This window comes from Glutamicibacter bergerei, assembly GCF_054495185.1.
The window spans coordinates 2,908,939-2,934,511 of record NZ_CM137131.1 but is presented as its reverse complement, the minus strand read 5'-3'; the positions used below and the strand labels follow the sequence as shown (position 1 = coordinate 2,934,511).

Here is a 25,573-nt window from a genome sequence, read left to right as displayed (position 1 = left end):
GCCAAGAGCATCACGAATCTCTATCCAAAATGTCGGTGGCTCTGTATATCTTGAGACATCCCAAGAGGAAGTAGCTAGGCGAAATTTATGAACATGAATCTGGAACCACATATCAAACCCGATGTTTGGACTATGCCGGACAAGGGATTGTCGTGGTGTGATTGCGGCAAGGACCATCCGCTGACCTTAGACATCGTGACGGGATTTGCCGAAGAACTCGGGATCAAGGCACAAGACTCAATCTCGCATCACGAACTTGTAGAACTGACCATGGAAGTGTGGAACTACGAATCGGTGTGCCGGTTTTTCCATTTGGTGCTGAATGAATCCGCACAGCGCGTTCACGAGTCGGTAGCTGACAGCTACCCGCTGGGCATCGGACTGGACATCGTTGGATACTTTTCTAAAACATGGCAAGGCTGCCCGGACGAAGATTGCTAGGATGAGGACTGAGCGGACTTGTGCCATCAATTATGCGTTGCCGAAACCATGGGAATACCTGAGCGGCGTCGTTGAAATTGAGCCGCAGCGCCCACGGCGCGTACTGTGGGAAAGATGGAGAGCATTGCACAGCACTTGAACACGGCAAAGCACGACGGATTTATTCACGTACGTGGGGCGAACGAAAACAATCTAGACAATGTTGAGGTGCGCATCCCGCGCGATGCCATTGTTGCTTTCACCGGGGTCTCGGGTTCAGGCAAGTCTTCGCTCGCTTTCGGCACCATTTTCGCCGAATCCCAGAGGCGTTTTCTCGAATCGGTCGCACCCTATGCACGACGTCTGATCGCTCAGGGGCACAGCCCAAAGGTTGAGTTTATTTCCGGGCTTCCGCCGGCCGTGGCCTTACAGCAACGCCGAGGTTCCGCTAGTTCACGCTCCAGCGTGGGTACATTAACCACGCTATCTAACTCGGTGCGAATGTTGTTCTCTCGCGCCGGAACCTATCCCGACGGGGCCAGCAGACTTGAATCGGACTCATTCTCCCGGAACACGGCGGTAGGTGCTTGCCCCGAATGCCACGGTGTTGGCACAGTGCATTCGGTCAGCGAACGTTCGCTAGTTCCTGACCCGACCTTGAGCATCCGCGAGGGCGCGATTGCCGCATGGCCAGGAGCCTGGCAAGGCAAAAATCTACGTGACATCACTACGCATCTTGGCTACGACATCGATGTGCCATTTGAGAACCTCAGCAAGAAAACTCGCGATTGGTTACTGTTCACCGAGGAACAGCCGGTGGTTGAGGTGACACCCGAGCGGGACCGCGTAGCCAAGCCCTACAAGGGGCGTTTTTGGAGTGCCGAACGCTACGTGCGCCATACCGTGGCCACCTCCAAGAGCGAAAACCTGCGAACCAAAGCATTGGCCTTTATGATTTCACAGGACTGCGTTCAGTGCAGCGGAACGGGATTTCGCAATGACTCATTAAAGGTACTTTTTGCGGGGTTGAACATTGCCGAGTTCAACTCACGTTCATTGCAATCCTTAGCCCAGTTGTTGCGCCCCTTTGCCATAGACTCCGAAGGCCAAGCGCAAGCCGATGTCATCAGCACAATTAGCACCGACCTTTTGGCCAGAATTCAGGTGCTTCTGGAACTTGGCCTAGGTTATCTGAGCCTTGACCGCAGCACCCCAACGCTATCGCCGGGGGAGATGCAAAGACTTCGCATCGCCACGCAACTACGCGCCGGCCTGTTCGGTGTAATTTACGTGCTCGACGAACCCTCTGCCGGGCTGCATCCGGCAGACGTGCAACCACTGATCGAGGTGCTTGATGCGCTAAAGGCCGAAGGGAACACCGTCTTTGTTGTGGAACACAATATGGATGTGGTGACCCGTGCCGAATGGATTGTGGATGTGGGTCCCGGCGCAGGTAGTGGGGGAGGACAGGTACTTTATAGTGGAGAAGTCTCCGGCCTTGCGCAGGTAGAAAGCTCGGTGACGCGTCAGTTCCTGACCCCTAAACCTGCCCCAACGCGGAAACTACGAACCGCCAGTGATTGGGTGGAACTGCATGGAGTCACGCTACATAACCTGAAAAATGTGGATGCGAAGTTCCCCTTGGGAGTCTTTAGCTCGGTGACAGGAGTTTCTGGGTCTGGAAAATCGAGTCTTGTTTCGGTTGCACTGGCCCAAGCCGCAGGTGGGAAATCGCTGGGGGAGGCCGAGGAATCCGAAGACTCGATGGTGCGAGCGGTAATTAGCCAAGTGCATGGTGCCGACCAGATTAACCGTGTGGTGCTGATGGACCAGAAACCTATCGGACGTACGCCGCGCTCAAATGTGGCCACCTATACCGGACTCTTCGACGCGGTTCGAAAGACCTTTGCAGAGCAACCCTTAGCTCACAAGCGTGGCTACGGTGCCGGACGCTTCTCCTTCAACGTAACCGGCGGACGCTGCGAGAATTGTTTGGGCGAAGGATTCCTGGAAATTGAACTACTTTTCTTGCCCGGAACCTACGGCCCTTGTCCGCAGTGCCACGGTACCCGTTACAACGAACAGACCTTGGAAGTTGAGTATCAAGGAAAGAACATCGCTGAAATCCTTGAATTGAGCGTGACTCAAGCAGAAGAATTTTTAGCTGAAATACCGGCTGCGGCCCGGGCACTAGCGACCCTGCGTGAGGTTGGGTTGGGATATCTGAAACTTGGACAGCCCGCTACAGAGATGTCTGGTGGCGAGGCACAGCGCATCAAACTCGCTACCGAGTTACAACGCCAACGACGTGGACACACCCTATATTTGCTTGACGAGCCGACCACCGGACTGCATCCAGCAGATGTTCAGCTATTGGTCGCTCAGCTACACCAACTCGTAGATCAAGGAAATACGGTGATAGTGGTGGAACATCATATGGATGTGGTGGCAGCCAGCGACTGGGTGATCGATTTGGGTCCAGCCGGCGGAGATGGTGGCGGCCAAATTGTCGCTACGGGAACCCCGCAGCAGGTCGCGAAAAATCCGGCCAGCCGAACCGCGGAATTTCTTGCGCGTCGGCTGGCGGGAGAACAAAATAATTAGCTATTACGAAGCTGTGCGAAGGGCGGGGTATGGACTCCCGCGGCGACAGCTTCGGCGGGATCATCACCGAGATGGATCATTCTATTTTCTTCATCAACATGGACCACGCTTGGCACGTAGTCCCGGGCTTCAGCGTCTTGCATCTGCGCGTAACTGATGATGATCACCAAATCTCCGGGGTGCACCAGGTGCGCGGCCGCGCCGTTGATGCCGATGACGCCACTGCCAGGCTCACCAGCAATGGTGTAGGTTTCCAACCGTGCACCATTGGTAACGTCCACAATGCTGACAAGCTCACCTGGCAAGATGTCCGAGGCTGCCAACAGATCTGAATCGATCGTAATGGAGCCAACGTAGTGCAAGTCGGCCTGGGTGACGGTTGCGCGGTGGATTTTGGACTTAAACATGGTGCGTTGCATGGAACGAGTTCCCAATCTTCAAGAAGGTTTGCCGTGCCAGCATACTACTTAGCACGGCAAACCTTCTGTGAACTACTTGCCCTGCGCGTGATGTAACGCCGAAATTACGGTCCCGTCGGCCAGCAGTTCGTAGGCTGCCTCCAGCTCAGCGGAGAGGAAACGGTCCTCGCCAGGGCCGGCTACTTTGCTGCGGATTACCTCGTGGACGGCACCTGTGATCGGTGCCGGAGTGAGTGGCTTTCGCAGGTCTAAGGCGCGGGAAGCAACGACTAATTCGATAGTCAATACGCGGCGCAGGTTATCCACCGCGGTGCGTAGCTTGCGTGCTGCATGCCACCCGAGGGACACATGATCTTCCTGCATTGCCGAGGAGGGAATGGAATCAACGCTGGCAGGTACAGCCAGACGCTTATTTTCTGCCACTAGGCCGGCCTGTGTGTACTGCGCGATCATCATTCCGGAGTCCACTCCAGGATCATCGGCAAGGAAGGCAGGAAGATCTCGTGAACGTGCTGGGTCAAGCATGCGGTCGGTGCGTCGTTCGGCAATAGAGCCAAGGTCTGCCACGGCAATTGCCAAGAAATCCAAGACGTAGGCGACCGGTGCCCCGTGGAAGTTTCCGTTGGAAGAGACCTCCCCGGAAGGAAGTACTACGGGGTTGTCGATTGCAGCAGCTAGCTCGCGGGTCGCCACCATCCGCGCATGGGTGATGGTGTCTCGCACAGCGCCGGTGACCTGCGGGGAACAACGTAATGAATACGCATCCTGGACTCGGCCATCACCTTCGCGGTGCGAAGCCACAACCTGTGAACCCTGAAGCGCGCCGAACATGTTGGCCGCGCTGAGCGCCTGGCCTGGATGCGGACGCAGTGGTTCATGAAGTTCAGGGCGGAATACTTGATCCGTACCGAATTGGGCTTCGACGCTCATGGCTGCACTAACATCAGCAATATCGGCTAGATCATCAAGGTCAGCCAACGCCATCAAGAGCATGCCCAGCATGCCATCGGTTCCGTTAACCAGCGCAAGACCCTCCTTTTCCGCCAGCTCTAAGGGGGTGATTCCAGCCTCTGCAAGTAGCTCGGGAACTGGGCGGTTTACTCCGTGCTTGTCCGTAGCTTCGCCCTCTCCCATCAGAACTAACGCGCAATGCGAAAGTGGTGCGAGGTCACCGGAGCAGCCAAGCGAACCATATTCGCGCACGACGGGTGTGATCCCCGCGTTTAACAAGGCGACCATGGTTTCGAGCACGACCGGGCGGACCCCGGTGCGTCCACTGGCCAGCGTCTTCGCGCGGAGGAACATTAGTGCGCGGACTACTTCGCGTTCTACGGGGGCGCCCATGCCAGCAGCATGCGAGCGGATCAGCGAACGTTGTAACTTGGCGCGGTCTGCCGGAGCGATATGACGTGTAGCTAAAGCACCAAAACCAGTGGAAATACCATAAACCGGAGTTTCAGAAGCTGCCAGCGCATCAATATGTGTGCGGACTTCGGCTAATTTCTCGCTCACTTCAGCTGAGATATCAACCTGAATATCATGGCGAGCAACGCGTAGGACGTCCTGTGCCGTCGTATTGGTCAGATGAAGAGTTACCGACGTAGGTGAGGTATTCATGAAAGGTGTTCCGTTCGTAAGTGAAGCTGTCTCTAACGTCCATTCTTCGCCAGAATCAGCGTGTATTTTGTTTGCTTCACCCTAATCTGTCTGTTATTTCGGACAGCGCGTGAAGTGGTTAGTTAGTTTTGTATATTTCGGAAGAATTCATCGGAAAGTCACTAATTAAATGTCGCATCTCGTATATTTCTTTGTATCAATGAACTTGCTTCCCATCGTTACGTGAAATTGGTAAATTGTCTTCACGAATACCAGAATTCTGTGGAGACTGACGTAGGCTCTGGAGACCAAGCCACAACGACGTGGCACGGTTTTGACAACACATCGGTTATCAAAACATTGAAGAACGAGCGAAGGACCGGCAACCGTGAGCGCAAGGTTGACCACAATGAAAAAACAAGTAACAGCGACACCAGAAAGCGCTTGGCGAAAGCGCAAAGATGCTTGGGAGCACCTCGGATATGTCCTGGGTGAGATCATTCGAGGCCTCGACGACAAGGTTGCCGGGGAGCAGCACGAGCACGACGCAAGGCAACTACTGAGCCTACTTTCGGCTATCGAACCATACTGGGCCTCACCGGGAATCGATTACTTTAACGAAGTTGAAACCCTGATGAACGAAGGCCACTTTCGTGATGCCTTGAGCAAGGTGTACCAGGCAAATCAGTCTTTCCGCACCCAGACGCAATACATTGATGGCGAAGGCCACGATATTGACGCCGAGGAAAGCGAAGCCGCCGCGCAGAGCAACGAGTTACGCGGTAATGAGACCCGCGGCAGTCAGCGGAAATTTACCCCCAAGGTTGAAATACTGCTCGTAGACAATGGGCCGGCGGACGAGATTGAACGGTTCAAAGCAGAGATGCTGGAACAACGCCAACGAACCGATTCCTTCGTCTACAGTTTTGTCGTAGTCCCTAGCGTCGAAGATGCGCTGACTGCGATCGTCATTAATCCGACAATTCAAGCGGTCGTGCTCACCGCCCGCTTTGAATTGGAAACTCGCCGGCGCTTGAGCGCCACATTAGGCAAGTACGTCTCCCGGCATACCGCCGGACGTTTCAAAACGATGCGACAAATCGACCGGATTTTGGATCTGGAAGCGATCATAGATCTGCTCCGTCCTGAGATCCCCGTGTACCTCATCGCCGGGGTCGCGCTGGAATCTATTGCGCACGAGATTACCGGACGCTTCAAGCGCATCTTCTCCCGCAACGATGGCATGGATCTACACCTGTCATTGATCGCCGAAGTTTTGGAACGGTACAACACTCCTTTCTTCCACGCCTTGCAGGCTTATGCCAAACGTCCAGGCGGAGTATTCCACGCGATGCCGATTTCGCGTGCGGGCTCAGTGCAAAATTCCCCGTGGGCACGCGACCTCGTAGATTTTTACGGGAAAAACCTTTTGCTGGCTGAAACCTCGGCCACCTCTGGTGGTCTAGATTCGCTACTTGATCCGCAGAGCTCCATCAAGGAAGCTCATGAACTAGCGGCTCGCGCGTTCAACAGCCACCGGACCTATTTCGTTACGAACGGCACCTCTACCGCAAACAAGATCGTCCACCAGTCAATTCTGGCTCCAGGCGATATTGTGCTTGTTGACCGAAACTGCCATAAGTCGCACCACTATTCGCTGGTGCTGGCCGGGGCAAATGTCAGTTATCTAGAGGCCTACCCGCTGAACGAATACTCGATGTATGGGGCAGTATCTCTGGAGGAGATCAAGGGTCGCCTGCTGCAGCTGCGTCGTGAAGGTTTGTTGCACAAGGTCAAAATGTTGACGCTGACTAACTGCACCTTTGACGGAATTATTTATGATCCACGTCGTGTCATGGAAGAGTGCTTGGCAATCAAGCCTGACTTAGTTTTCCTTTGGGACGAAGCATGGTTCGCTTTTGCTGGTTTCCATCCGATTTATCGTCAGCGCACAGGTATGGCCGCGGCCGAGCGAATCCGAACCACATTCGAGACCAAAGACTACCGCGAGCGTTTTGCCGCTCAACAGGCAGCATTGCCCGAACCCGGAACCCTGGATGATCCGTCCAATGACGATGCTTGGATAAAAACGCGCCTGCTGGCTGACCCTGCAAAAACTCGGTTGCGAGTTTATTCGACGCAGTCGACGCATAAGACCCTGACCTCATTGCGCCAGGGGTCGATGATTCATATTCATGATCAGGATTTTGCCGAGCGTAACCGAAATACGTTCCGCGAAGCCTATATGACTCACACCTCTACGTCCCCGAACTATCAGATCCTCGCGTCTTTGGATATTGGAAGACGTCAGGCAGAACTTGAGGGTTACGCGCTGGTGCAGCGACAGGTCGATTTGGCGCAGTCAATCGTCCGAGCGATGACACGCAATAAACTGTTGCGCAAATACTTCCGTGTTCTGGATACTCAAGAGCTAATCCCTGGCGAATATCGGTGCAGTGATACCGCTAACCCGGTACGCGACGGGCTAGAAGTTTGGGACCGGTCATGGGCCGAGGATGAGTTTGTTGTCGACCCATCACGGCTTACCTTAGATATCAGTCGCACTGGAGTCGATGGAGACACCTTTAAGCACACCTACCTGATGGATGGTCACTCAATTCAGGTGAATAAGACCAGTCGTACCTCGGTGTTGCTGATGACAAACATTGGTACCAACCGTTCGGCGGTTGCGCACTTGATTGAAGTGTTGGTGAAGATCGCCGAGGAGTTGGAGCACGCGCGCCGCCTTGATGGGCGTGCCATGGGCAACGGCAAGAAGGTTCCTGCCACAGAAGTGCCGATGCCTGACTTCAGCTACTTCGCCGACGAATTTAGTGGCGGTGGTGGTAGTGGTGATATGCGTTCGGCCTACTACCTGACGTATCAAGACCCGGCCACGCACTTCATGTTTTCCCCTGAGATCCGTCAACGGATTCACAGTGGGGAACAAGTAGTTTCTGCTGCCTTCGTGACACCATATCCGCCAGGCTTCCCAGTGCTGGTTCCGGGTCAGGTAGTCTCAACGGAAATTCTTGACTACATGGATGTCCTTGATACTCGTGAAATTCATGGATACCACGGTGACTTCGGATATCAGGTCTTTACCTCCGAAGCATTGGCCAGTGTCACTGCAAAGCGACTATAGGTCTCCAGTGGAGGAGTCTGCATGCAGGCTCCTCCACTGGCCACATCATTTTCCCTTTGGCACGTTCCTATTCAGTACTTGAACTATCAGGAATCTGGATGGCAAATCAGATAGCGCCAACAGCTGGGAACAACCGGTCGCAGATGTTATTTTCTGCCCCCTGAATGTTTGGTATGAACCTGCGCCATGAGTGTAATTCCGGCGTATGGTGAGAAGTAGCGGCCATACGCGAGAACGTTGTTGCGGTAGCCGGCTACTGGGCGAAAAGTCTTCTGGAAGGGACCAGAATATGGAATCACGCAAAAGCACAGGCGAATAGACGACAGTCCTTTTCGCTTTACTGGCGGACAAGTTTCGATGCCGTCAGCTCAATGGAAGAAAGCCGATTCTATCCCGGGATTCCCGGGCAGAAATGGAGCGACGCCATGCCTACGATTCACGGAGCGTCTCAACTGAATACCCACTTAGGCTTGGGATTAGCCACTGGTGGTGCCCTGTTTGCGATCATGTTCTTGGCAGCCATATTTTGGGTGCCTATGGGAGTGGTCCCTGCTATGAATCCTTTATGGATCATCGTTGCTTGGGGAACAATGCTCATGTGCTGGGGTGTTTTCCGAATGATTGCGGGACCCAGCAGGTTAGATCATTTTAATGGTGGCACCAATGCTGGTTCCTAATAGGAACTAAAGCACCCCATAGGGCCAGTTCACATGCCAAGGTTCAGATCACCTAGTTGTACTCCGGTGACCCGTCGCTTCGCTCAATGAAGCGGCGGGTCACTGCTATCAGGAGCTTGGCATACATAGCGAAAAAGAACTGGACTCATGCTTCAAAGCTCCATCATCGAAGCCTCAACCCGCGCGTTCGCCTGGGCTGCCAGCAAGCTGGTGGACCTAGATAGGCCGGCCAAAATTCCCGAACCGCTCGACGGTAGCTGTCTCGGATACGAGATCCTGACTTGGCCGGTGCTTTCTCACACGTACAAAACGCGGGCCGTAAAAGCCTGCAGTGCTACTGCTAAACTTCCACGGCCCGCGCCTGTTGACCGGTTCTCGCTACTTGCCCTGCATCGGGATTCGCACACCACGTTCCGCAGCGACCTCGATTGCGCGGTCGTACCCGGCATCAACGTGGCGGATGACGCCCATACCTGGATCATTGGTTAGCAGTGCTTCTAGTTTGGCGGCAGCCATCTCGCTACCATCAGCCAAGGAGACCTGACCTGCATGGATGGAGCGGCCCATGCCCACACCGCCACCATGGTGGATGGAAACCCAAGAAGCGCCCGAGCTCGTTGCCGTGAGTGCGTTCAGTAGTGGCCAATCGGCTACCGCATCGGAGCCGTCAGCCATGGCCTCGGTCTCACGGTAAGGAGAGGCAACGGAACCGGAATCCAGGTGATCACGGCCGATGACGATTGGTGCCGAAACCTTGCCCTCGGCAACTAACTGATTGAAGAGCAACCCTGCCTTGGCACGTTCGCCGTAGCCCAACCAGCAGATACGTGCTGGTAGTCCTTCAAACTCCACGCGTTCCGCGGCGGCATCCAACCAACGGTGCAGGTGTTCGTTTTCTGGGAACAGTTCTTTCAATGCTTGATCGGTAACGCGGATATCTTCTGGATCACCGGATAACGCTACCCAACGGAATGGGCCAAGTCCCTCACAGAATAGTGGTCGAATATATGCAGGAACGAAGCCTGGGAATTCAAACGCCCGATCGTAGCCACCCTTTCGGGCTTCGTCGCGGATCGAGTTTCCGTAATCAAATACCTCAACGCCAAGATCCTGAAATTCAACCATTGCCTGAACATGTTTGGCCATCGCAGCCTGTGCCTTGTGGGTGAAATCAGCGGCGTCGTTGGCCGCAGCTTCGGACCATTGCTCCAAGGTGTATTCCACTGGAAGGTAGCTCAGCGGATCGTGTGCGCTGGTCTGGTCGGTGACGATATCGAAAGCCACTTCGCCGGCCTTGTGGCGTCGCAACAGCTCGGGGAAGACCTCGGCGGCGTTGCCGACGTACCCAACCGAATGTCCGCGGCCCTCAGCCTTCGCTGCACCGACCTTGGCCAGCGCCTTGTCTAGGTCTAGTTCTACCTCGTCGAGATAGCGCTTGGATACGCGCCGACGGAGCCGAGTTTCATCGACGTCAACGATCAGGCATGCACCATTATTCAGCGTGACCGCCAGTGGTTGAGCCCCACCCATGCCACCACAACCACCGGTCAAGGTGAGCGTGTTTGCCAACGTACCGTTGTATCGTTTGCGCCCGATGGCGGCAAAGGTTTCATAGGTGCCCTGCAAGATTCCTTGGGTGCCAATGTAAATCCAGGAGCCTGCAGTCATCTGTCCGTACATCATCAGGCCTTCGGCCTCGAGTTTGCGGAAGTGCTCCCAGTTCGCCCAGTCTCCAACCAAGTTTGAGTTAGCGATCAATACGCGCGGTGCCCACTTGTTGGTACGGAATACGCCCACTGGCTTACCGGACTGGATGAGTAAGGTTTCGTTTTCTTCCAGATCCTTCAGCGTCTCAACGATGGCGTCAAAGGCCTCCCAAGAGCGTGCTGCTTTGCCGGTGCCACCGTAAACGACTAGATCTTCCGGGCGTTCGGCAACCTCTGGGTCGAGGTTGTTCATCAGCATCCGTAGCGGTGCTTCGGTAGCCCAAGATTTGGCGTTGAGCTTTGTGCCACGGGGGGCGCGGACGACTCGTGGTTCATGGCTCACGATGGACTCCTTTAGCGGTAGGTGAAGTAACTAACTGCTTCCATCATTGGCCATAGGGCGCATCTAGCACACGGGGGTTTTCACGGTGCTGTCCGGAATTTCAGACTGCGGGTGCGGGGCTGTTGCGCCGACCTTGAATCCGCGAGGTCAGCTGCGCGGCGGTATTACGTATTTGTTCTAGTAGCGGATCCCATTGATCTTCCGGAACTCGGTCCCCAAGGAAGGTGACGGCAACCGCTGCAACCGGCCAACCATTAGCATCTAAAATTTCAACCGCGAGCGAATGGAAATCTGCGGTCACATCTTCACGCTCTACCGCGAAACCACGTGTGGCGGTCTGGTCTAATTCGCGGCGCAACTGCTGATAAGAATTTATCCCGCTGTCTTGAGCCCGGCTACTGAAACTTGCGGACCCCGGATACAACGCACGCACCTGAGATTTTGGGAGTGCAGCAAGAATGGCCCGCCCCGAGGCGGTCAAATGCGAAGGTAAACGCACCCCGACTTCGGTCACCAATGAGGGCCGTCCCTTGGCTCGTTCCTCCACAATGTAAAGCACATCCGCGCCGTGTAGGACCGCAAGATGGGCGCTTTCGCCCACCTTGTCGACCAGCTGCGCAATCAAAGGAGCGCCGAAGCGCGCTAAGGGTTCCTGACGCGTGTAGGCGCTGGAAAGTTCAAATGAGGAAACCCCCAGCCCGTAGGCTTTCTCCTCGGGGTAGTGGGCGATAAAGCCCTGTTCGAGCATGACATTGAGTAACTGGTAGACACTCGAGCGCGGTAACTCCAGCAGTTTAGCGATCATTGCTGCGGGGGTCGGCGATTTCCTGCTTGCCAGTAAACGCAAGACGCGCAGCGTGTTTTCAGCTGCCGGTACCTTGCTGCCCATGATTACCCCTTAGTCGAAACGCATACCTGCTAGGGAACTCTAGCAACACTGAGCGTCAACTGACGGATGGGACTATGAAATCTGTGCCTGCAGGGAATCGTTGAGTGCTTCAAGTCGCGGTGGGTTAGCACCAGAAGTGAGCACGGTGAGCTCGGAGCAACGAGTCGCCTGAGTCAACGCGAACTCCAATTCACTCTGATCTAGAGCGGCACCCTTGGTGGTCAGCGCCTGAGCCAAGGAGCTATTAAGCAGCCCGTGAAGCAACCCAGACATAAAAGCATCACCGGCACCGATAGTGTCGACAATCTTTACCGGACGTGAATGAACCATCACCTCGGTGTTTTTCGCGCGGGCCGTGGCGCCGCGCGCGCCGAAGGTCATGACCGCGAGTTTCGCGCCACGTTCCAAAATATGGTCAAGGATCCGCTGGCAATCCCATCCTGGATATAGCCACAGGGCGTCATCATCGCTGAGCTTGACGACATGGGACAGACTCATCATCTTTTCGATTTGCTTCACCGCAGTGGAACGCTTGCGGATGAGCTGGGGGCGCACATTGGGGTCGTAACTGCGCAACTGATCTGCCGGTGACGCTTCAAAAGCTTCGAGGACTTTTTCGCAACCTGGCGCCAGCCATCCAGCGATGGACCCGGTATGTAAAAGTTGTGCCTCAGAGGAGGCCACTCCCTGGGGCAGGTCCCAGGACAAACTAAATTCGTAGGTCGCATCGCCCACTCCGTCTACGGAGACGGTTGCGTAACTGGTGGACTCTTGAGAGTAAGTGTCGGCCGCAAGTTTTACCGAGGAATCGGCTAGATGCGCTGAAATTAATGCTCCGTGCTCATCATCGCCAAGGTCGGTAGTCAAGGTGACCTCATGGCCCAAACGGCCTAGCCCCACCGCGACATTCATCGGGGAACCACCTGGATGTGCTACGCCATCAACGATATCGGCTAGAGCTTCGCCAACCACCTGTATCTGTGCCATGACTCGATACTACGGATAATCACTTAGATAGCCACAATCGACTCTCGAACCAAGGTGTGTGGCTGGGCACCTCGCAATGGCACTGCCGGTGAGAGAACAATCGGTTACCCAAAGGGGCATTGGGGCGCAATGGCCCCAAACCATCACAAAATGAGGCTCAGAAAATAAGAATAATGCGGTGGGATACAGACCGTATCGATGGCGAAGCCAGGCGCCTGAAGAGCTACGCCAAGCCAATTCTTGTAATCGACGCGGCAATCGCAGTAGGCACTGCAAAAACTAGTAACGCGAATGCGGCTCAACGTTTGGGTTGGCATCAACTTCCGGTACTCGGTGGCCGGCGGTGTCCTAATGACATCGGCGCTACGATGCATTTCTAATATGGCGCTGATCCGCTGGAAGCAGCGAAACACAAGACAGCCGGCCCGCTGACCGAAAAATGCCCTTATCGGTCAGTGGGTCAACTGCTTGTTATAACGCTTAGTTACACGTTTATCCGGTAACCACGTTTGATGACGGTAGTGATCAGGTCCGGGTGCGGTAGCGTGCGCCGCAAGCGGCTCAGCGTCATATCCAACGCGTGATTCGAAGATGTGGAGGGCAACACCGAGACAAGCTCTTCACGGGTTACCACCGAGCCGCTGGCTTCCATGAGCCGGCGCAGGATCTCGGTCTGTGCCGGGGAAAGTTCGCAACGTTCACCATTCAGGCTCAGCGTGCGGCCACGCAGGGCGCAGTCGCCAAATACCGTCGAAGTGCTCAACGTGCCTAATTCACTGAGATGACCGACCAACTGCAGGATCATCGCACCCATACGGTGGCGCTCGGGAACCAATGTGCCGGTCACTCCGGCAGCTTCCAAGGGAGCAGCGGTCACCGGACCAACGGTAGCAACGACGACTCGTTCACTTAACGAACGAATCAGCGCCGCAGTACGATTGCGCGAGCGGGCGGCGGCGAGTAAAGCGTGCACGCTCGGTGCGCTAGTGAAGGTGATCGCGTCAAAATGGGCGGCACAAATACCCTCGACCAAGTTGGAGAGGTGTTGTTCTGAACTGGTATCGAGCCACCGGTACGGTTCCACCTTGAGCACTCGTGCTGCGCCGAGTTCACGCAGCGCCAACTGCAGCCCATGATCGCTGTCTGCATGTAGCTGTACTGCCACGGTCTGACCGGTAATTTCATTCGCCAGTTGGTCTAGCAACCCGGCGGTGGTTCCGTCCTTGGCTACCGCGGTGGCGTGAAAGCCCAGAGCACGGACCGCACCGTGAGCCTTCGCCCCACGCACATAGAGCTTGGCCGAGTTCAAACATTGGCAAAGCTCATGTCCGAGCCCGGCAGCCTCGGCAGAATCGAACCAGCGTCGCAGCCCGTATGCCGTGGAAATAATGACGGTTTCGGGGCGTAACTCGATCAACTTCTTAGTCTGTTCCACCAGCACAGCCTCATCATCTAGCGGGGCAAGCTTCAGCAGGGGTGCGTGGGTGACTTCGGCTCCACGGCGTTCCAGCGCCTCGACCAGCTCCTCGGATCGCCGGTTGCTGGTTACTGCGATTCGAAATCCTGACAGAGGCAGGGATAATTGCGGACTCATGCGTTGGCCCGCAATCCGGCAAGTTCCTCGGCCAGTAGGCGTTGCGGTAGCGCCGCTACTTCGCCGATGACGATCACCGCCGGGTTGGCGCACCGTTCGGCCCGCGAAACCTGCGCCAAGGTTCCAAGCGTTGCATGGGTGGTACGTTGGTCGCCGGTGGTGCCGGACTCGATGATCGCGCAGGGCATCGTTGGGGACATGCCATGGTGCTGGAACCCGGAAGCAGTGTGCTCCAAGGTGGCCATGCCCATCAGAATGACAATGGTGCCGTCCAGCCCTGTCAGGTGTTTAAACTGTTGTTCTTGAAGCGGGTCGTGAGCCGAGATTACGGAGAACACTGTGTTCACCCCGCGCGCGGTGACGGGAATACCGGCAGCAGCGGGAACGGTGATGCAGGAGCTGAGCCCCGGAACGACGCTCACCGCGACGCCTGCCTTGGTCGCCGCTGTGAGCTCTTCGAAGCCGCGGCCGAAAACGAAAGGATCTCCACCCTTGAGCCTGACCACATTTGATCCGGCGAGAGCCGCGGAAAGCATTTGCTGTTCAATCTGGGCTTGGGTAACTTTGTGGTGACCAGGGCGTTTACCTACATCTACGAGCAGTGCTTGCGGAGCAAGCTCTTGCACCCGGGCCGCGGGACCCAGCCGATCAACGAAGATTAGGTCTGCGTCGCCCAGTGCATTCACTGCGCGCACGGTCAGCAGGTCTAGTGCACCGGGCCCGCCACCGATCAGCGTGATCTGGCCGGTATCAGCGACAGGTCTACGGGTGATCACCGGTAGTCCGCGTTCCCGGGCAGCCTTCCGTAACGCGGTGAATCTTTCGGGGGATGCGTCGCAAATGACGAGCAAGGTGCACGCGTTCAGCTGCGAAATTCCGGTCTCTGGGCTAGAAGCGCAAAGCACGCGGGCTCCGCGTGCGCAGTAGTGCGCGTTGGCCTTGCCCAGGCCCACAGGATCCCCGGCGAGCAGAATCGTGCACCCCTGGATGTCAAAGTTTTCATTGCTCATCGTCGTAGCTCGATTGCCAACTCGTATCCGGCGCTTCCTACAGCGCTAGATAGCGGGGCGAATAACGGTGTTCCGACGTGTAAAATCATCTGTCCCTGTGTTGCTTCTATCCATTGATGCGTGGATAAGCGGACCTTAGTTTTATGCGCTATTTTTTCAGGTGCATGGCTTGACATGGGAATTCATCTCCACTTGGGTGGGTGTGGCTTGATGTTAAAAAGACTATAGGACGGGGTTTACCCTGAAATTTCCCAATTGTTTCCATTGGAATAATTCATTTATAAAGTTGACGTGGGTGAAGGCGGGCCACTTTGGAAATTTTCTTGCGGACTGGATGGACTGCCGCAGGGGTGAAAATCGTTTTACCCCGGTGAAACAATCGAAGCCTTTGACTGAAACACATGCCTCGTAGGCTGAGCACATCGGCTCGTACCGCACAGGCCGGAGCTAGCGAAGGGACGAGTTGTGAACCCATGCAAAAACCACGAACAAATAGACTGTCGGGGCTTATCGCTAAGCCATACACGCAGCATGGCTCCAAAGTTGGCCGATACCGGTAGAACCGCATGAGCGCTGCAAGTGCAACATTAACTCGGCAATGTTCTTTGGTCGCGGTCTCACACGGCACAAATGATCCGGCAGGCCAGCGTGCCGTCAGCGCCCTTGTTGCGCAGGTGCGCCGCGTAGCCGACGTCCAAGTACATCAGGCGTTTGTTGACGTGCAAGAACCCCGAGTAGGCTCACTGCTTCACGGATTACCGGAGGGAAACCAGTCATCGGTTCTCGTTCCGCTGCTAATCTCGCGTGGGGTACACGTCGACCAAGACCTTACCGAGGCGGCCGTCCTTAGACCGGCTACTCGCGTGGCCGCAGCTCTCGGTCCGCACAAGTTGCTCGCTCAGGTAATCGAGCACCGACTTGTGCAGGCCGGTTGGTTACCTGGTGAACCCGTAATTCTCGCCGGGGCCGGGACTCGCCTGGGTCAAGGTACACAGGACTGCCACCAAGCCGCGGCGCTTTTAGCCGAGCGTTTAGGAGTGCCGGTGAGTGTAGCTTTCGTTGCGGCGGCCGAACCCGCACTAGGACAAGCCGTTGCCACGGCACGGGACGCTGCGCCGCAGCGCCGCGTGGTGGTGGCCAGCTACCTGCTGGCGCCCGGATATTTTCAATCCTTGATCGAGCGTTGCGGCGCGGAGCTGGTCAGCGGGCCGCTACTGGCAGCAGATGAGCAGGTGCCGAGGGAACTAGTGAATCTGGTACTAGAACGCTTTACCGCCGCCTGCGAGTAACCCCTGATTGCGCCAGTAGTTGCCTGCCGAAGCCAAAACACGGCACAGTGGAGCTATGCAGTCCCTCTTTGACGACGGTGCTTTCGGCCGCGAGCCGCAGACCCTGAGGCCCGGCGCAGTACATGTGCCCGGATGGCTCACAGCCGAGCAACAAGATTGGATCACCGAGCAGTTTCTTAGCTGGGGACAAGGGCCAGTGCCGCCGCATTCCACCTTAGTCAACGGGCATCCTATGAAGGTCAAAACCGTGTGCCTTGGATGGCATTGGGGCAACTATCAATACACCCGTACCGCCGAGGACCTCAACGGGGCGCCAGTCCCGCCAATGCCAGACTGGCTTGTTGAACTAGGTCGGCGCGCAGTGGCCGAGACCACCACAGATCCGCCTAACGCACAGGCATACAACCCAGATGTGGCGATCATCAATTATTATCCGCCCGGTTCAACCATGGGAATGCATCAGGACGCGCAGGAGAAGGTCAATGCGCCTATCGTTTCACTGTCTATTGGGGACAGTGCAAATTTCCGTCTAGGAAACAATGAAACTCGGACCAAGCCCTATCAGGATGTGAGGTTGGCTTCAGGAGATCTTTTTGTTTTTGAAGGTCCCGCCCGCTGGGCCTTTCACGCGGTGACCAAGATTTACCCGGGCACCGGGCCTGCACACTGGAAACTGGGTGGCGGACGAATCAACATCACCCTGCGCGAAACGGGGATGAGCTAGGTCGTCAGGACGACGCCAAATCGAGGGTGGCAAACACTGCTCGATGATCAGAATCGCCGAGCGACAGTGTACTAGCCGATCCCGTATCAAGGCCACGAACCATTACATGATCAATTTTTAGCACGGGCACCGGGCGATTTGGCCAGGTCATGCCGAATCCCCAGGACTCGTGTGGAACTTCTTCGAGCTGGTCAGAGATCGGAGTGAAATGCCTGTCGGTGCTGGTCGCATTAAAATCGCCGAGCGCAATGATTTTTGAGCTACGATCGCGAGCCATGATTTGCCCCAAATTCCTGAGCATCGTATCTCGCTCTTCATGGTCCAAGGGGCGTGCCGACGCCGCATGAACCGCATATACGGTCACCTGTTCAGTTTCCGTTTGTATACGCAACTTCGCAGCTCGCGACCAGCCCAAGCCAAGATCCAAAGGCTGCTGATCCAGGATTGGATACTTGCTGTAGACGCCTACGGTTCCTACCGAGAACTGATGCGGGTGAGAATCAGCTAGAAGCTGTCCCACCTGTTCGGCTTGTCCCTCACCAAGTTCTTGCAGGCTGATTAAATCTGCACCCTCAGCCACTAATCCTTCAGCGGAGGCAGCCGCTCCATCTTGATGCACGTTTTGTGTGGCCACCGTGAATTTATCCACAGGCTCCGGCGGGTTTGCGGGAACGAAAGCTGCACCAAAGATCCATGCCCACGCGATGGCGGGTAATAACAAGATCAGGAAGGTGATCCGGCCACGCACCAGCATGGCTAGAAGTAGCAGCACGGGTATCCCAAAGCCGAGCCACGGGGTCAAATTGTCGAGGAACAGGCCAAGCCCAGCGCGCTCTGGAAAGCTTCGATGGGCTACAAGCACTACCGTGAGCGCTAGGGACAAGAGAACTATCAATAACCTCCCGGCCAGCCGGCCGGCGGTCAGACGATGTTGGGCTGCATTGGACATGAGGATTCCAGATTGCCACACGTTGCTGGCAGAGCCATGGATTGACCGCGGAATACTGATATCGAGTTATGCGTTGGGCAAGCTAGAGAGAAAGTCACTACGATTGTTACTGGCGCCAACGTTGTCGTACGAAGTGAAAAATCCATTCGCAGCAAAGTTAGAGGCACCATGAATCAATTAACGCCACCACGATATTTAGAAGGCAGAGCCCTGCTCTTCGCGATTATCGCCTTAGGCATGGGTGGCTTTGGCATTGGTGTCACCGAGTTTGCCATGATGGGTCTGCTGCAAGAAGGTGCCACCGATCTAGGTGTGAGCAACTCACAGATGGGCCTAGTGATTAGTACCTACGCCATCGGAGTGGTGGTTGGCGCTCCGCTACTGACGGCCCTCGCTGCAAAAATCTCCAAAAAACGAGCGGTGCAAATTCTGATCCTGCTCTTCGCCGTCGCAAACCTTACCTCGTTCTTTGCTGCGGACTACAACACCATGTTGTTTACTCGTTTCCTCTCCGGCTTACCTCACGGTGCTTACTTCGGTCTGGCCGGTGTGCTGGCTGGAAACATTGTCCCGGCAAGTATGCGAGGCCGAGCCATTGCCTGGGTCATGCTTGGCCTGTCTGTGGCGAACGTTGCCGGTGTTCCCTTGGTGACTCTGCTTGGTCAGGCAACCGGTTGGCGCTCAATGTTCCTCGTGGTCGCCGCGGTGGGCGTACTGACCTTTGTCTTGATTAGCCTCTTTGTGCCAATGCGTAAAGCTACCCAAGGTGCCAGCATGCGCCGGGAACTCTCAGCTCTCAAGAGCGTGCAGGTGTGGTTGGCCATGGCTACAGGCATTGTTGGCTTCGGCGGTTTCTTCGCGGTTTATTCATATATCTCGCCCACACTTACCGACGAAACCGGGCTGGATATCGCCCTCGTGCCGCTGGCCTTGGGACTCTACGGTGTAGGCATGGTGGTCGGTTCACTCATCGGAGGCCGGCTTGCCGACTGGTCCATCTTCGGCGCGATCAAGCTTGCCAGCGTGTTGATGGTTTTCAGTATGCTGACTTTCGCCGCGGTTGCCTCGTGGGTAATCCCGACCTTAATCATGGTGTTTGTCCTCGGAGCCGTCGGATCATTGCTCATTCCGAGCTTGCAGACGCTATTGATGGACTCTGCCCCGCACGCGCAGTCGTTGGCGGCTTCGCTGAACCACTCAGCATTGAACGTGGCCAACGCCTTGGGCGCTGCCTTAGGTGCCATAGTGATTACCGCAGGCTTCAGCTATCGTGCACCGTCCATAGTGGGCGCGATTCTGGCAGCACTTGGATTGCTCATCGCGTGGATTACCCAGCGTCGAGCACAAAAAATCGGCCTAGTTATCGGTGCTGACGCGGTGCTGGAACGAATCGACGGACCGGCAGAAAAATAGTCTTTGCAGCAAGTAATGCGAGGGGCGAGGATCAAATGATCCTCGCCCCTCGCATTACCTGAGCTGCTAGTTAGCCTTCTTCGCTTCGCACCGCACTGATGTTGAACATCCAGCGCACTCCAAACTTGTCGGTGAGCATCCCAAAGGAATCTCCCCACGGAGCCTTGGCCAGTGGTTCATCAATACGCGAATCAACCGAGAGCTTCTCCCACCATCCGGTGAGTTTTGATTCGTCGGCAGGGTCGGTGGCATCACTGCTGAGTGCGATGGTGCCGTTGCCGGTCACGTTCATTTCAATGGGGGCGTCGGAGCCCATCAGGTGCAATCCACGATCGACGAATAATGAAGAATGCATGATTAGGTCGGCGGTGGCAGGGTTGCCGTCATTCATGCCTTCTTGAAAGGTCATGGCGGAATATTCGCCACCAAAAATCGAATGGTAATGCTCCATCGCTTCTCGGGCGACACCACCAAATACCAAGTAAGGAGTCATAGCAGTAGTCATTGGGGCAATGCCTTTCGCCGAAGTTTGTTGGACCGATAAGTCCACCATGCACATTCTTCCACCGGGAACCAGCTATGGGAAGAGTTGCTATGACTGGCCTCTCTATGATCCGATTTGGAATTCTTCAACAAGCTCCGGTAGAGTTATATCTCGGTTCACCGGTCCAAAAGATCGCGGGAATCAAACCTTCATCTGGGGGTATGGCGCAGTTGGTAGCGCGTCTGCATGGCATGCAGAAGGTCAGGGGTTCGAATCCCCTTACCTCCACAGATTAAAATCCCGGCATCACTTTTGCGAGTGATGTTGGGATTTTCTCGTTTCACCAGTAGCTCGTGATTGAAGCTCAGCAGATCTAACACTGATCGCTATCTTTCAAAAGAGTTCGTTGGATAAGCTGGACTCTGCACGGTTTGACTAGCAGGTAGAGAAGGATCCACGTTGCTCGTACTACCGATGCAGACTGACCAATGGGTTCGCGGTGAACCTACTTATCCGTGCTGTGGACTGAGATCCCCGATATGTCCTTCGGCATTTGCATCAAGCACGCGGGCTACGAACCCGGCATACTCACCCATATAGTGCTTCAAAAAATCCGAGGTGGATTTATTCAGTACATTGCCTTCAACATCAAAGTCCTCTTGATTAAAGGCTAGATAGACCTCGGGGGAGTTCAGCTGAGGTGAATCCAAGAAACTGAGCACGCTACGCATTGAGGACTGCATGACGGCGGTGCCAATGGCTCCCATGGAGGCTCCGACAAGTCCGCTGGGTTTACCGGCGAACGAATTTGTACCCCATGGACGTGACGCCCAATCGATAGCATTTTTCAATGCGCCTGGAATGGAGCGATTGTATTCTGGGGAAATGAAGAGCAGCCCGTCTGAAGCTTCGATGGCGCTTTTGAGTTCCTTACCTACGGCAGGGAAATCTTCGTCGTAGTCGTAGCTGTACAGCGGTAGATCCTTAATCGGGATCTCGGTGAAGCTCAGGTTTTCCGGGGCCAATTTGATCAGGGCCTTGGACAACGTACGGTTGATGGATTTCGTGGCTAGCGAACCGACAAAATAGCCAATGTTGTACTGTCTCATAGCTCTTAGTTCAGCACCGATCCGCGTCCACGTCTAGGACTTTCATGCAGATGCAAGGTGGCCTTGACTTGCCCTGAAGCGCAACTCAGCGACGCGCACCACCGGTGCGCGTCATGCTGGAAATGCTGAGGTCAATGCCTACTGTAGTGGGTCTTTGGGGGAAGGCAGACGATAAACTTTATCCTCATCTACCGACTGCACTCCTTCAATTTGTTCGAGCTGGCCGCGCAACTGTTCATTGCCGTGCCCGATCACCTGGCCCAAAGTATTGAGCACTTTATTTACCCGCAGTCCTGAGGATTCAAGCGAGCTGACTACCTGCTCCATCTGGGCGGTGTAGGTCGCGGTGACCGTCACGATATAGGTATGCGATACCGAATCCGGTGAGGCCTGATTCATGGTTAGGCTCCCGCGTCCGTGGCTGGTGGAGGTGCTTGGGTGAGCCCGGAGCCCACGTCCACGGAGAATAACTCCAAGCGACGGCCTTCCTGAACCAGCTCGGCCCAGAGCTCGCGGGCGCGGAAGCCGGTAGCTTCTGCGAGCAACGCGGCAATGCCTGCCACATGTGGAGTAGCCATCGAAGTGCCACTGATGGTGTTGTAGCGTTCGGCTCCCGGCCACGAAGAGTAAATGTTCACGCCAGGACCGGAAGTATCGACCTGGCCACCACGACCGGGCAGGGTACGGGCAGAAAAATCGGCGATGTTTAAGGTGTTGTCCAAGGCGCCGACGGCCATAATATATGGGCTGTTTGCCGGGGCCCCGACGAATCCCGGATTGCCTTGGGAACGCTGGGCGTTATTACCTGCCGCCGCGATAATCAGTGAACCAAGTTCCAAAGCTCGGCGCCCGGCGGTCACATAGGGAGGGTGAACTTGCTGCACATCGGCGCCAAGAGACATTGAGATGACTTGGCATTCGTTTTCCAGAGCCCAATCGATTCCTGCCAGAATAGTCGCGTCGGAACCGGACCCATTGGACCCGAGCACCTTGCCAGCGTAGATTTCTGCACCCGAGGCCACACCATAACCGCGGCCATCTGCCACGGTGCGCGGGCCACAAGAGGTACCGATGCAGTGGGTACCGTGGCCATGCCCGTCCTGAGCATCCTCGCCATCAACAAAAGACTTAGAGACCACCGTGCGTTCGACAAAATCTGGGTGAGCCAAATCGAAGCCGGTGTCCAACACGGCAACCTTGATACCGGCGCCGGTGTATTTGGAATCGGCTGCGCGTACTGCCTGCAAGCCCCAGGTGAACTTGTCGGTGTCTTCATAAGTCGTTGGCAACGGTGCTACCGGCTGGTCAGTCAACGCGTAGTAAATCATCTCCGGAACCACCCGCGCTGGCATCCGCTCACTGGCGCAACGGGCCTGAAATTCGTCAAGCTGATCATTTTCGCTGCTCACCACGGCGATACCAAGACGTGGGAAGTATTCGGTGACACCATAACCTTGGGATTCGAGGATCTGTGGCACATCTTCGGTCAACGTACGGATTCCCATAGGCGGTGAATCGAGGTGCTCGGGCGAATCAAAGACCAGCACGTAACGGCCGGGGATAGCAATGGCACCAGAACGGAGAAAAGGAACCTCTGGGGTGAACATGGTCGACTCCTTCGAGATCGGGTCATCTTCCAGCTCCGAGGAACTACCGCAAAAACCATTGCCGAAGCTGTGGGTACTTAGCACTGTACCGGCCATTAGGTCTCTGCCACCATGTTTTAGTTTGGAAATTTTCGGTCTTCCTTCGCAGCAACGTGTAGCTGCCACGGGCCGGAGAATCGCGTCCGCTTGCTGGACCATATATCGCGGATCACCTCGAGCAGTTGAATAAATTTATGCTCAATATTCTGATGTCCAAATTCGTCGAAAGGTGTGTGGGCGGCGCTGAAATTGCGTACCGTGGAAGGTGAGAAGATGGCCGCCCTAGATTCCGAATATTAACAAAGCGCCAAGTCATCTTTCACTTGGGATCAGTAGGATGGAGATCTGATGTAATGCATACGAGCCTGTGTGTCGGTAAGTAAAGTATCTGCCGGTTCAGCGAATCCGGTGCCGTCGATGGGACCTAAGTACCAAGAAGCCCCTTGTTTCTGCATCGGATGCAGGCAAGGGTATTGAAATAAGTGCAGCAGTCGTAGCGAGGGAATGATGAGGATGACAAAGAATATAGACGAGGTTGAACCTCCCGAAACGAATGATGTGCAGGGCATGGACGAGCCACTGGAGGACTCACCACACACTGCGCCGATCCCGGTGCACATGCATATTGCGGAGGATGATACCGACGCAGAAATTACGGCTAAGCTCCGCCGACAAGGTGTGCGCCTGGGCAAGGGTGGGATCGCCCCGGCAGTTTTCTGGCCAGCACTGATCGTAATTGTCGCCGTGGCGGCCTTCGCCATAATCTTTCCTAACGTGGCCGATACAGTCTTCAATGCGGTCCAGAACTGGATTGTGACGAATCTGGGCTGGTACTACATGTTGATCGTCGGAGGCTTCGTGGCGCTTGTGATCGCAATCGGATTCTCCAAACTAGGACGGATTACCTTAGGCAACGATGGTGAGAAGCCCGAATACGGTCTGTTCAGCTGGTTCGCGATGCTCTTCGCCGCCGGCATGGGCATTGGTCTGGTGTTTTACGGTGTAGGGGAACCGCTGATGTACGCAACCGTGGACCCCAAACCAGGTTGGGAAGGCACCGAATCAGAACTCGCGGGACTGGCCATGGCTCAGACCTTTATTCACTGGGGACTGCATCCTTGGGCCATCTACGCGGTCATCGGGCTCGCCTTAGCCTATGCAATCCACCGTCGTGGCCGTCCGGTCTCCATCCGTTGGGCACTGGAACCGTTGCTCGGCGATCGGGTCAAGGGCTGGCTCGGCGACGTGATCGACGTACTGGCCATTTTTGGCACCGTCTTCGGTGTGGCCACCTCGCTGGGTTTGGGCGTGCAACAGATCAGCTCGGGTATGAAAGCCATAGGGTTGGTGGATTCGGTAGATAATACGCTGCTTGTCATATTGATCGTGGTCATCACATTCCTGGCCACCATGAGCGTGGTCAGTGGTCTTGGCGCAGGCATCAAGTGGCTGTCGAATATCAATCTATCCATGGCGGGCTTGCTGATGATTAGTGTGCTGTTGCTGGGCCCAACTTTGTTCTTGTTCCAGAACTTCGTCCAGTCCTTCGGCGTGTACCTAGCTAACTTAATGAGCATGACCTTCGACGTAGGAGCATTCCAGCAGGGCGAAGAATCGCAAACCTGGTTCTCCAACTGGACGGTCTTCTACTGGGGTTGGTGGATCGCCTGGGCCCCGTTCGTCGGTATCTTCATCGCCCGTATTTCACGCGGACGCACCGTGCGTCAGTTCGTCACCGGAGTGCTGCTGGTACCGACCATTGTGGGGTTCCTTTGGTTCTCCGTAATGGGCGGATCAGGTCTGTTCCGCCAGTTCTTTGGAGCCGGCGACATGGTTCAGGACGGCGCAGTCTCCGCCGAAGGATCCTTGTTCCAGATTTTGGGGGATCTGCCGTTCGGAACAATCTTGTCCGTCATGGCAATCATCTTGGTCGCGATCTTCTTCATTACTTCTTCAGACTCCGGGTCGCTGGTGGTGGATATGCTCGCCTCCGGCGGACACCCGAACCCGCCAACTTGGTCACGAATTTTGTGGGCGGCGCTTGAAGGCGTTCTGGCCGCGGCCTTGTTGATCGCCGGTGGTCTCGAGACACTTCAGGCTGGCTCTCTGGCCACGGCATTGCCATTCAGTATCATCTTGATTTTGATGGCGGTGGCCACGATTAAGGGGCTGCGCTACGAAAACCGCGCGCTAGAGCTCAGTGAGCAGAAGGTCAGGTTGGATCGGGTTACCGAACACATCTCCGACGAGCTCTGGGGCACCTTGGAGGATCAGCCAGAACTTCGCCGCTACGTTGATGACCGCATCGACTACCGGGTTTCGCGTACCAAGGGAGTTTTTGGCCGCCGCGATGAAAACGGCGCCAAGACGTTCCGTAAACGAGGTGACGAGCAGTAACACCCCGAAGGGGTAGGCCCTGCCCAACCGGCGAGCTGCGCGCATTGAGCGCGCGGTTCGCCGGTTTTGTCATTTGGGGCACCTGAGATGGACTGATCTTGCCAACAGGGGTATCGGGGTGTGAGGATCGAGGTGACAGCACTAATCACTGTCAGGGGCGAGCTATTGACCA

General features: G+C 55.7%; 21 protein-coding genes and 1 tRNA gene. 10 read left to right on the top strand and 12 right to left on the bottom strand.

Annotated features, from left to right (window positions below):
- The first annotated feature begins 87 nt into the window (after positions 1–87).
- Both ACX5K5_RS13600 and uvrA read left to right on the top strand, forming a co-directional pair.
- Complete coding sequence (locus ACX5K5_RS13600; RefSeq protein ID WP_188683067.1) at positions 88–441, top strand: hypothetical protein; 354 nt, start codon at positions 88–90, stop codon at positions 439–441.
- 114 nt (positions 442–555) lie between these two features.
- A complete protein-coding gene (uvrA, locus tag ACX5K5_RS13595) occupies positions 556–3,024 on the top strand; it encodes an excinuclease ABC subunit UvrA (RefSeq protein ID WP_459174535.1) in 2,469 nt (822 codons plus the stop codon).
- Here the strand turns inward: uvrA and panD are convergent.
- Positions 3,021–3,443 (bottom strand): aspartate 1-decarboxylase, encoded by a 423-nt coding sequence (panD, locus tag ACX5K5_RS13590; RefSeq protein WP_188683063.1) that lies wholly within the window; start codon positions 3,441–3,443, stop codon positions 3,021–3,023. The genes uvrA and panD overlap by 4 nt on opposite strands.
- 72 nt (positions 3,444–3,515) lie before the next feature.
- Positions 3,516–5,060 (bottom strand): histidine ammonia-lyase, encoded by a 1,545-nt coding sequence (hutH, locus tag ACX5K5_RS13585; protein WP_443442904.1) that lies wholly within the window; start codon positions 5,058–5,060, stop codon positions 3,516–3,518.
- A 388-nt stretch (positions 5,061–5,448) separates the two neighbouring features.
- Between hutH and ACX5K5_RS13580 the strand changes: the two genes are divergently transcribed.
- Entirely contained in the window at positions 5,449–8,184 is a 2,736-nt protein-coding gene (locus ACX5K5_RS13580) for an aminotransferase class I/II-fold pyridoxal phosphate-dependent enzyme (protein ID WP_442347069.1), read from the top strand.
- 425 nt (positions 8,185–8,609) lie between these two features.
- Positions 8,610–8,861 carry a hypothetical protein gene (locus ACX5K5_RS13575; protein WP_442347070.1) on the top strand — a complete coding sequence of 84 codons (252 nt, stop codon included), beginning with the start codon at positions 8,610–8,612 and terminating at the stop codon, positions 8,859–8,861.
- Positions 8,862–9,239: 378 nt separating this feature from the next.
- On the opposite strand, the gene hutU is transcribed toward ACX5K5_RS13575, so the two are convergent.
- The 3 genes from hutU to ACX5K5_RS13560 form a co-directional block, all read right to left on the bottom strand.
- On the bottom strand, positions 9,240–10,910 hold the full coding sequence (gene hutU / locus ACX5K5_RS13570) for a urocanate hydratase (protein ID WP_096254916.1): 1,671 nt from the start codon (positions 10,908–10,910) through the stop codon (positions 9,240–9,242).
- Positions 10,911–11,010: 100 nt separating this feature from the next.
- Positions 11,011–11,799 (bottom strand): IclR family transcriptional regulator, encoded by a 789-nt coding sequence (locus ACX5K5_RS13565; protein ID WP_096254917.1) that lies wholly within the window; start codon positions 11,797–11,799, stop codon positions 11,011–11,013.
- Between the two features lie 72 nt (positions 11,800–11,871).
- Positions 11,872–12,786: a carbohydrate kinase family protein gene (locus ACX5K5_RS13560; RefSeq protein WP_188683053.1), complete on the bottom strand. Its 915-nt coding sequence runs from the start codon at positions 12,784–12,786 to the stop codon at positions 11,872–11,874.
- A 173-nt stretch (positions 12,787–12,959) separates the two neighbouring features.
- On the opposite strand from ACX5K5_RS13560, the gene ACX5K5_RS13555 reads away from it, so the two are divergent.
- Entirely contained in the window at positions 12,960–13,166 is a 207-nt protein-coding gene (locus tag ACX5K5_RS13555) for a hypothetical protein (protein WP_096254919.1), read from the top strand.
- 104 nt (positions 13,167–13,270) lie between these two features.
- Here the strand turns inward: ACX5K5_RS13555 and ACX5K5_RS13550 are convergent, their stop codons facing one another.
- Entirely contained in the window at positions 13,271–14,380 is a 1,110-nt protein-coding gene (locus ACX5K5_RS13550) for a uroporphyrinogen-III synthase (protein ID WP_096254920.1), read from the bottom strand.
- Positions 14,377–15,390 carry a uroporphyrinogen-III C-methyltransferase gene (gene cobA / locus ACX5K5_RS13545; RefSeq protein WP_096254921.1) on the bottom strand — a complete coding sequence of 338 codons (1,014 nt, stop codon included), beginning with the start codon at positions 15,388–15,390 and terminating at the stop codon, positions 14,377–14,379. Before cobA ends, ACX5K5_RS13550 begins: the two co-directional genes overlap by 4 nt.
- 566 nt (positions 15,391–15,956) lie before the next feature.
- On the opposite strand from cobA, the gene ACX5K5_RS13540 reads away from it, so the two are divergent.
- On the top strand, positions 15,957–16,679 hold the full coding sequence (locus ACX5K5_RS13540) for a sirohydrochlorin chelatase (RefSeq protein WP_096254922.1): 723 nt from the start codon (positions 15,957–15,959) through the stop codon (positions 16,677–16,679).
- Positions 16,680–16,734: 55 nt separating this feature from the next.
- Positions 16,735–17,403 (top strand): alpha-ketoglutarate-dependent dioxygenase AlkB family protein, encoded by a 669-nt coding sequence (locus tag ACX5K5_RS13535; protein ID WP_188683051.1) that lies wholly within the window; start codon positions 16,735–16,737, stop codon positions 17,401–17,403.
- Between the two features lie 4 nt (positions 17,404–17,407).
- Here the strand turns inward: ACX5K5_RS13535 and ACX5K5_RS13530 are convergent, their stop codons facing one another.
- Complete coding sequence (locus tag ACX5K5_RS13530; protein ID WP_096254924.1) at positions 17,408–18,352, bottom strand: endonuclease/exonuclease/phosphatase family protein; 945 nt, start codon at positions 18,350–18,352, stop codon at positions 17,408–17,410.
- Positions 18,353–18,520: 168 nt separating this feature from the next.
- Here ACX5K5_RS13530 and ACX5K5_RS13525 point away from each other — a divergent pair, with 168 nt between their 5' ends.
- On the top strand, positions 18,521–19,765 hold the full coding sequence (locus ACX5K5_RS13525; RefSeq protein ID WP_188683049.1) for an MFS transporter: 1,245 nt from the start codon (positions 18,521–18,523) through the stop codon (positions 19,763–19,765).
- Positions 19,766–19,835: 70 nt separating this feature from the next.
- Here ACX5K5_RS13525 and ACX5K5_RS13520 read toward each other — a convergent pair whose 3' ends face one another.
- Complete coding sequence (locus ACX5K5_RS13520; protein ID WP_096255843.1) at positions 19,836–20,270, bottom strand: VOC family protein; 435 nt, start codon at positions 20,268–20,270, stop codon at positions 19,836–19,838.
- Between the two features lie 194 nt (positions 20,271–20,464).
- On the opposite strand from ACX5K5_RS13520, the gene ACX5K5_RS13515 reads away from it, so the two are divergent.
- Positions 20,465–20,537 (top strand) — tRNA-Ala (locus ACX5K5_RS13515).
- 221 nt (positions 20,538–20,758) lie between these two features.
- On the opposite strand, the gene ACX5K5_RS13510 is transcribed toward ACX5K5_RS13515, so the two are convergent.
- From ACX5K5_RS13510 to ACX5K5_RS13500, 3 genes are all read right to left on the bottom strand, one after another.
- Positions 20,759–21,358 (bottom strand): NADPH-dependent FMN reductase, encoded by a 600-nt coding sequence (locus ACX5K5_RS13510; RefSeq protein WP_188683047.1) that lies wholly within the window; start codon positions 21,356–21,358, stop codon positions 20,759–20,761.
- 138 nt (positions 21,359–21,496) lie between these two features.
- Positions 21,497–21,757 (bottom strand): hypothetical protein, encoded by a 261-nt coding sequence (locus ACX5K5_RS13505; protein ID WP_096255811.1) that lies wholly within the window; start codon positions 21,755–21,757, stop codon positions 21,497–21,499.
- A gap of 2 nt (positions 21,758–21,759) precedes the next feature.
- Positions 21,760–22,965: a S8 family serine peptidase gene (locus tag ACX5K5_RS13500; RefSeq protein WP_096255842.1), complete on the bottom strand. Its 1,206-nt coding sequence runs from the start codon at positions 22,963–22,965 to the stop codon at positions 21,760–21,762.
- A 552-nt stretch (positions 22,966–23,517) separates the two neighbouring features.
- On the opposite strand from ACX5K5_RS13500, the gene ACX5K5_RS13495 reads away from it, so the two are divergent.
- Positions 23,518–25,401 carry a BCCT family transporter gene (locus ACX5K5_RS13495; RefSeq protein WP_459174534.1) on the top strand — a complete coding sequence of 628 codons (1,884 nt, stop codon included), beginning with the start codon at positions 23,518–23,520 and terminating at the stop codon, positions 25,399–25,401.
- Positions 25,402–25,573: the final 172 nt, after the last annotated feature.

What these genes read in the sequence shown, in the direction of transcription:
- ACX5K5_RS13510 (WP_188683047.1), bottom strand. Translation starts at nt 21,358, where the DNA reads ATGAGACAGTACAACATTGGCTATTTTGTCGGTTCGCTAGCCACGAAA.
- ACX5K5_RS13505 (WP_096255811.1), bottom strand. Translation starts at nt 21,757, where the DNA reads ATGAATCAGGCCTCACCGGATTCGGTATCGCATACCTATATCGTGACG.
- hutH (WP_443442904.1), bottom strand. Translation starts at nt 5,060, where the DNA reads ATGAATACCTCACCTACGTCGGTAACTCTTCATCTGACCAATACGACG.
- ACX5K5_RS13550 (WP_096254920.1), bottom strand. Translation starts at nt 14,380, where the DNA reads ATGAGTCCGCAATTATCCCTGCCTCTGTCAGGATTTCGAATCGCAGTA.
- ACX5K5_RS13520 (WP_096255843.1), bottom strand. Translation starts at nt 20,270, where the DNA reads ATGACTACTGCTATGACTCCTTACTTGGTATTTGGTGGTGTCGCCCGA.
- ACX5K5_RS13495 (WP_459174534.1), top strand. Translation starts at nt 23,518, where the DNA reads ATGACAAAGAATATAGACGAGGTTGAACCTCCCGAAACGAATGATGTG.
- ACX5K5_RS13540 (WP_096254922.1), top strand. Translation starts at nt 15,957, where the DNA reads ATGAGCGCTGCAAGTGCAACATTAACTCGGCAATGTTCTTTGGTCGCG.
- cobA (WP_096254921.1), bottom strand. Translation starts at nt 15,390, where the DNA reads ATGAGCAATGAAAACTTTGACATCCAGGGGTGCACGATTCTGCTCGCC.
- uvrA (WP_459174535.1), top strand. Translation starts at nt 556, where the DNA reads ATGGAGAGCATTGCACAGCACTTGAACACGGCAAAGCACGACGGATTT.
- panD (WP_188683063.1), bottom strand. Translation starts at nt 3,443, where the DNA reads ATGCAACGCACCATGTTTAAGTCCAAAATCCACCGCGCAACCGTCACC.
- ACX5K5_RS13530 (WP_096254924.1), bottom strand. Translation starts at nt 18,352, where the DNA reads ATGTCCAATGCAGCCCAACATCGTCTGACCGCCGGCCGGCTGGCCGGG.
- ACX5K5_RS13580 (WP_442347069.1), top strand. Translation starts at nt 5,449, where the DNA reads ATGAAAAAACAAGTAACAGCGACACCAGAAAGCGCTTGGCGAAAGCGC.
- ACX5K5_RS13560 (WP_188683053.1), bottom strand. Translation starts at nt 12,786, where the DNA reads ATGGCACAGATACAGGTGGTTGGCGAAGCTCTAGCCGATATCGTTGAT.
- ACX5K5_RS13555 (WP_096254919.1), top strand. Translation starts at nt 12,960, where the DNA reads ATGCGGTGGGATACAGACCGTATCGATGGCGAAGCCAGGCGCCTGAAG.
- ACX5K5_RS13535 (WP_188683051.1), top strand. Translation starts at nt 16,735, where the DNA reads ATGCAGTCCCTCTTTGACGACGGTGCTTTCGGCCGCGAGCCGCAGACC.
- ACX5K5_RS13565 (WP_096254917.1), bottom strand. Translation starts at nt 11,799, where the DNA reads ATGGGCAGCAAGGTACCGGCAGCTGAAAACACGCTGCGCGTCTTGCGT.
- ACX5K5_RS13500 (WP_096255842.1), bottom strand. Translation starts at nt 22,965, where the DNA reads ATGTTCACCCCAGAGGTTCCTTTTCTCCGTTCTGGTGCCATTGCTATC.
- ACX5K5_RS13575 (WP_442347070.1), top strand. Translation starts at nt 8,610, where the DNA reads ATGCCTACGATTCACGGAGCGTCTCAACTGAATACCCACTTAGGCTTG.
- ACX5K5_RS13525 (WP_188683049.1), top strand. Translation starts at nt 18,521, where the DNA reads ATGAATCAATTAACGCCACCACGATATTTAGAAGGCAGAGCCCTGCTC.
- ACX5K5_RS13600 (WP_188683067.1), top strand. Translation starts at nt 88, where the DNA reads ATGAACATGAATCTGGAACCACATATCAAACCCGATGTTTGGACTATG.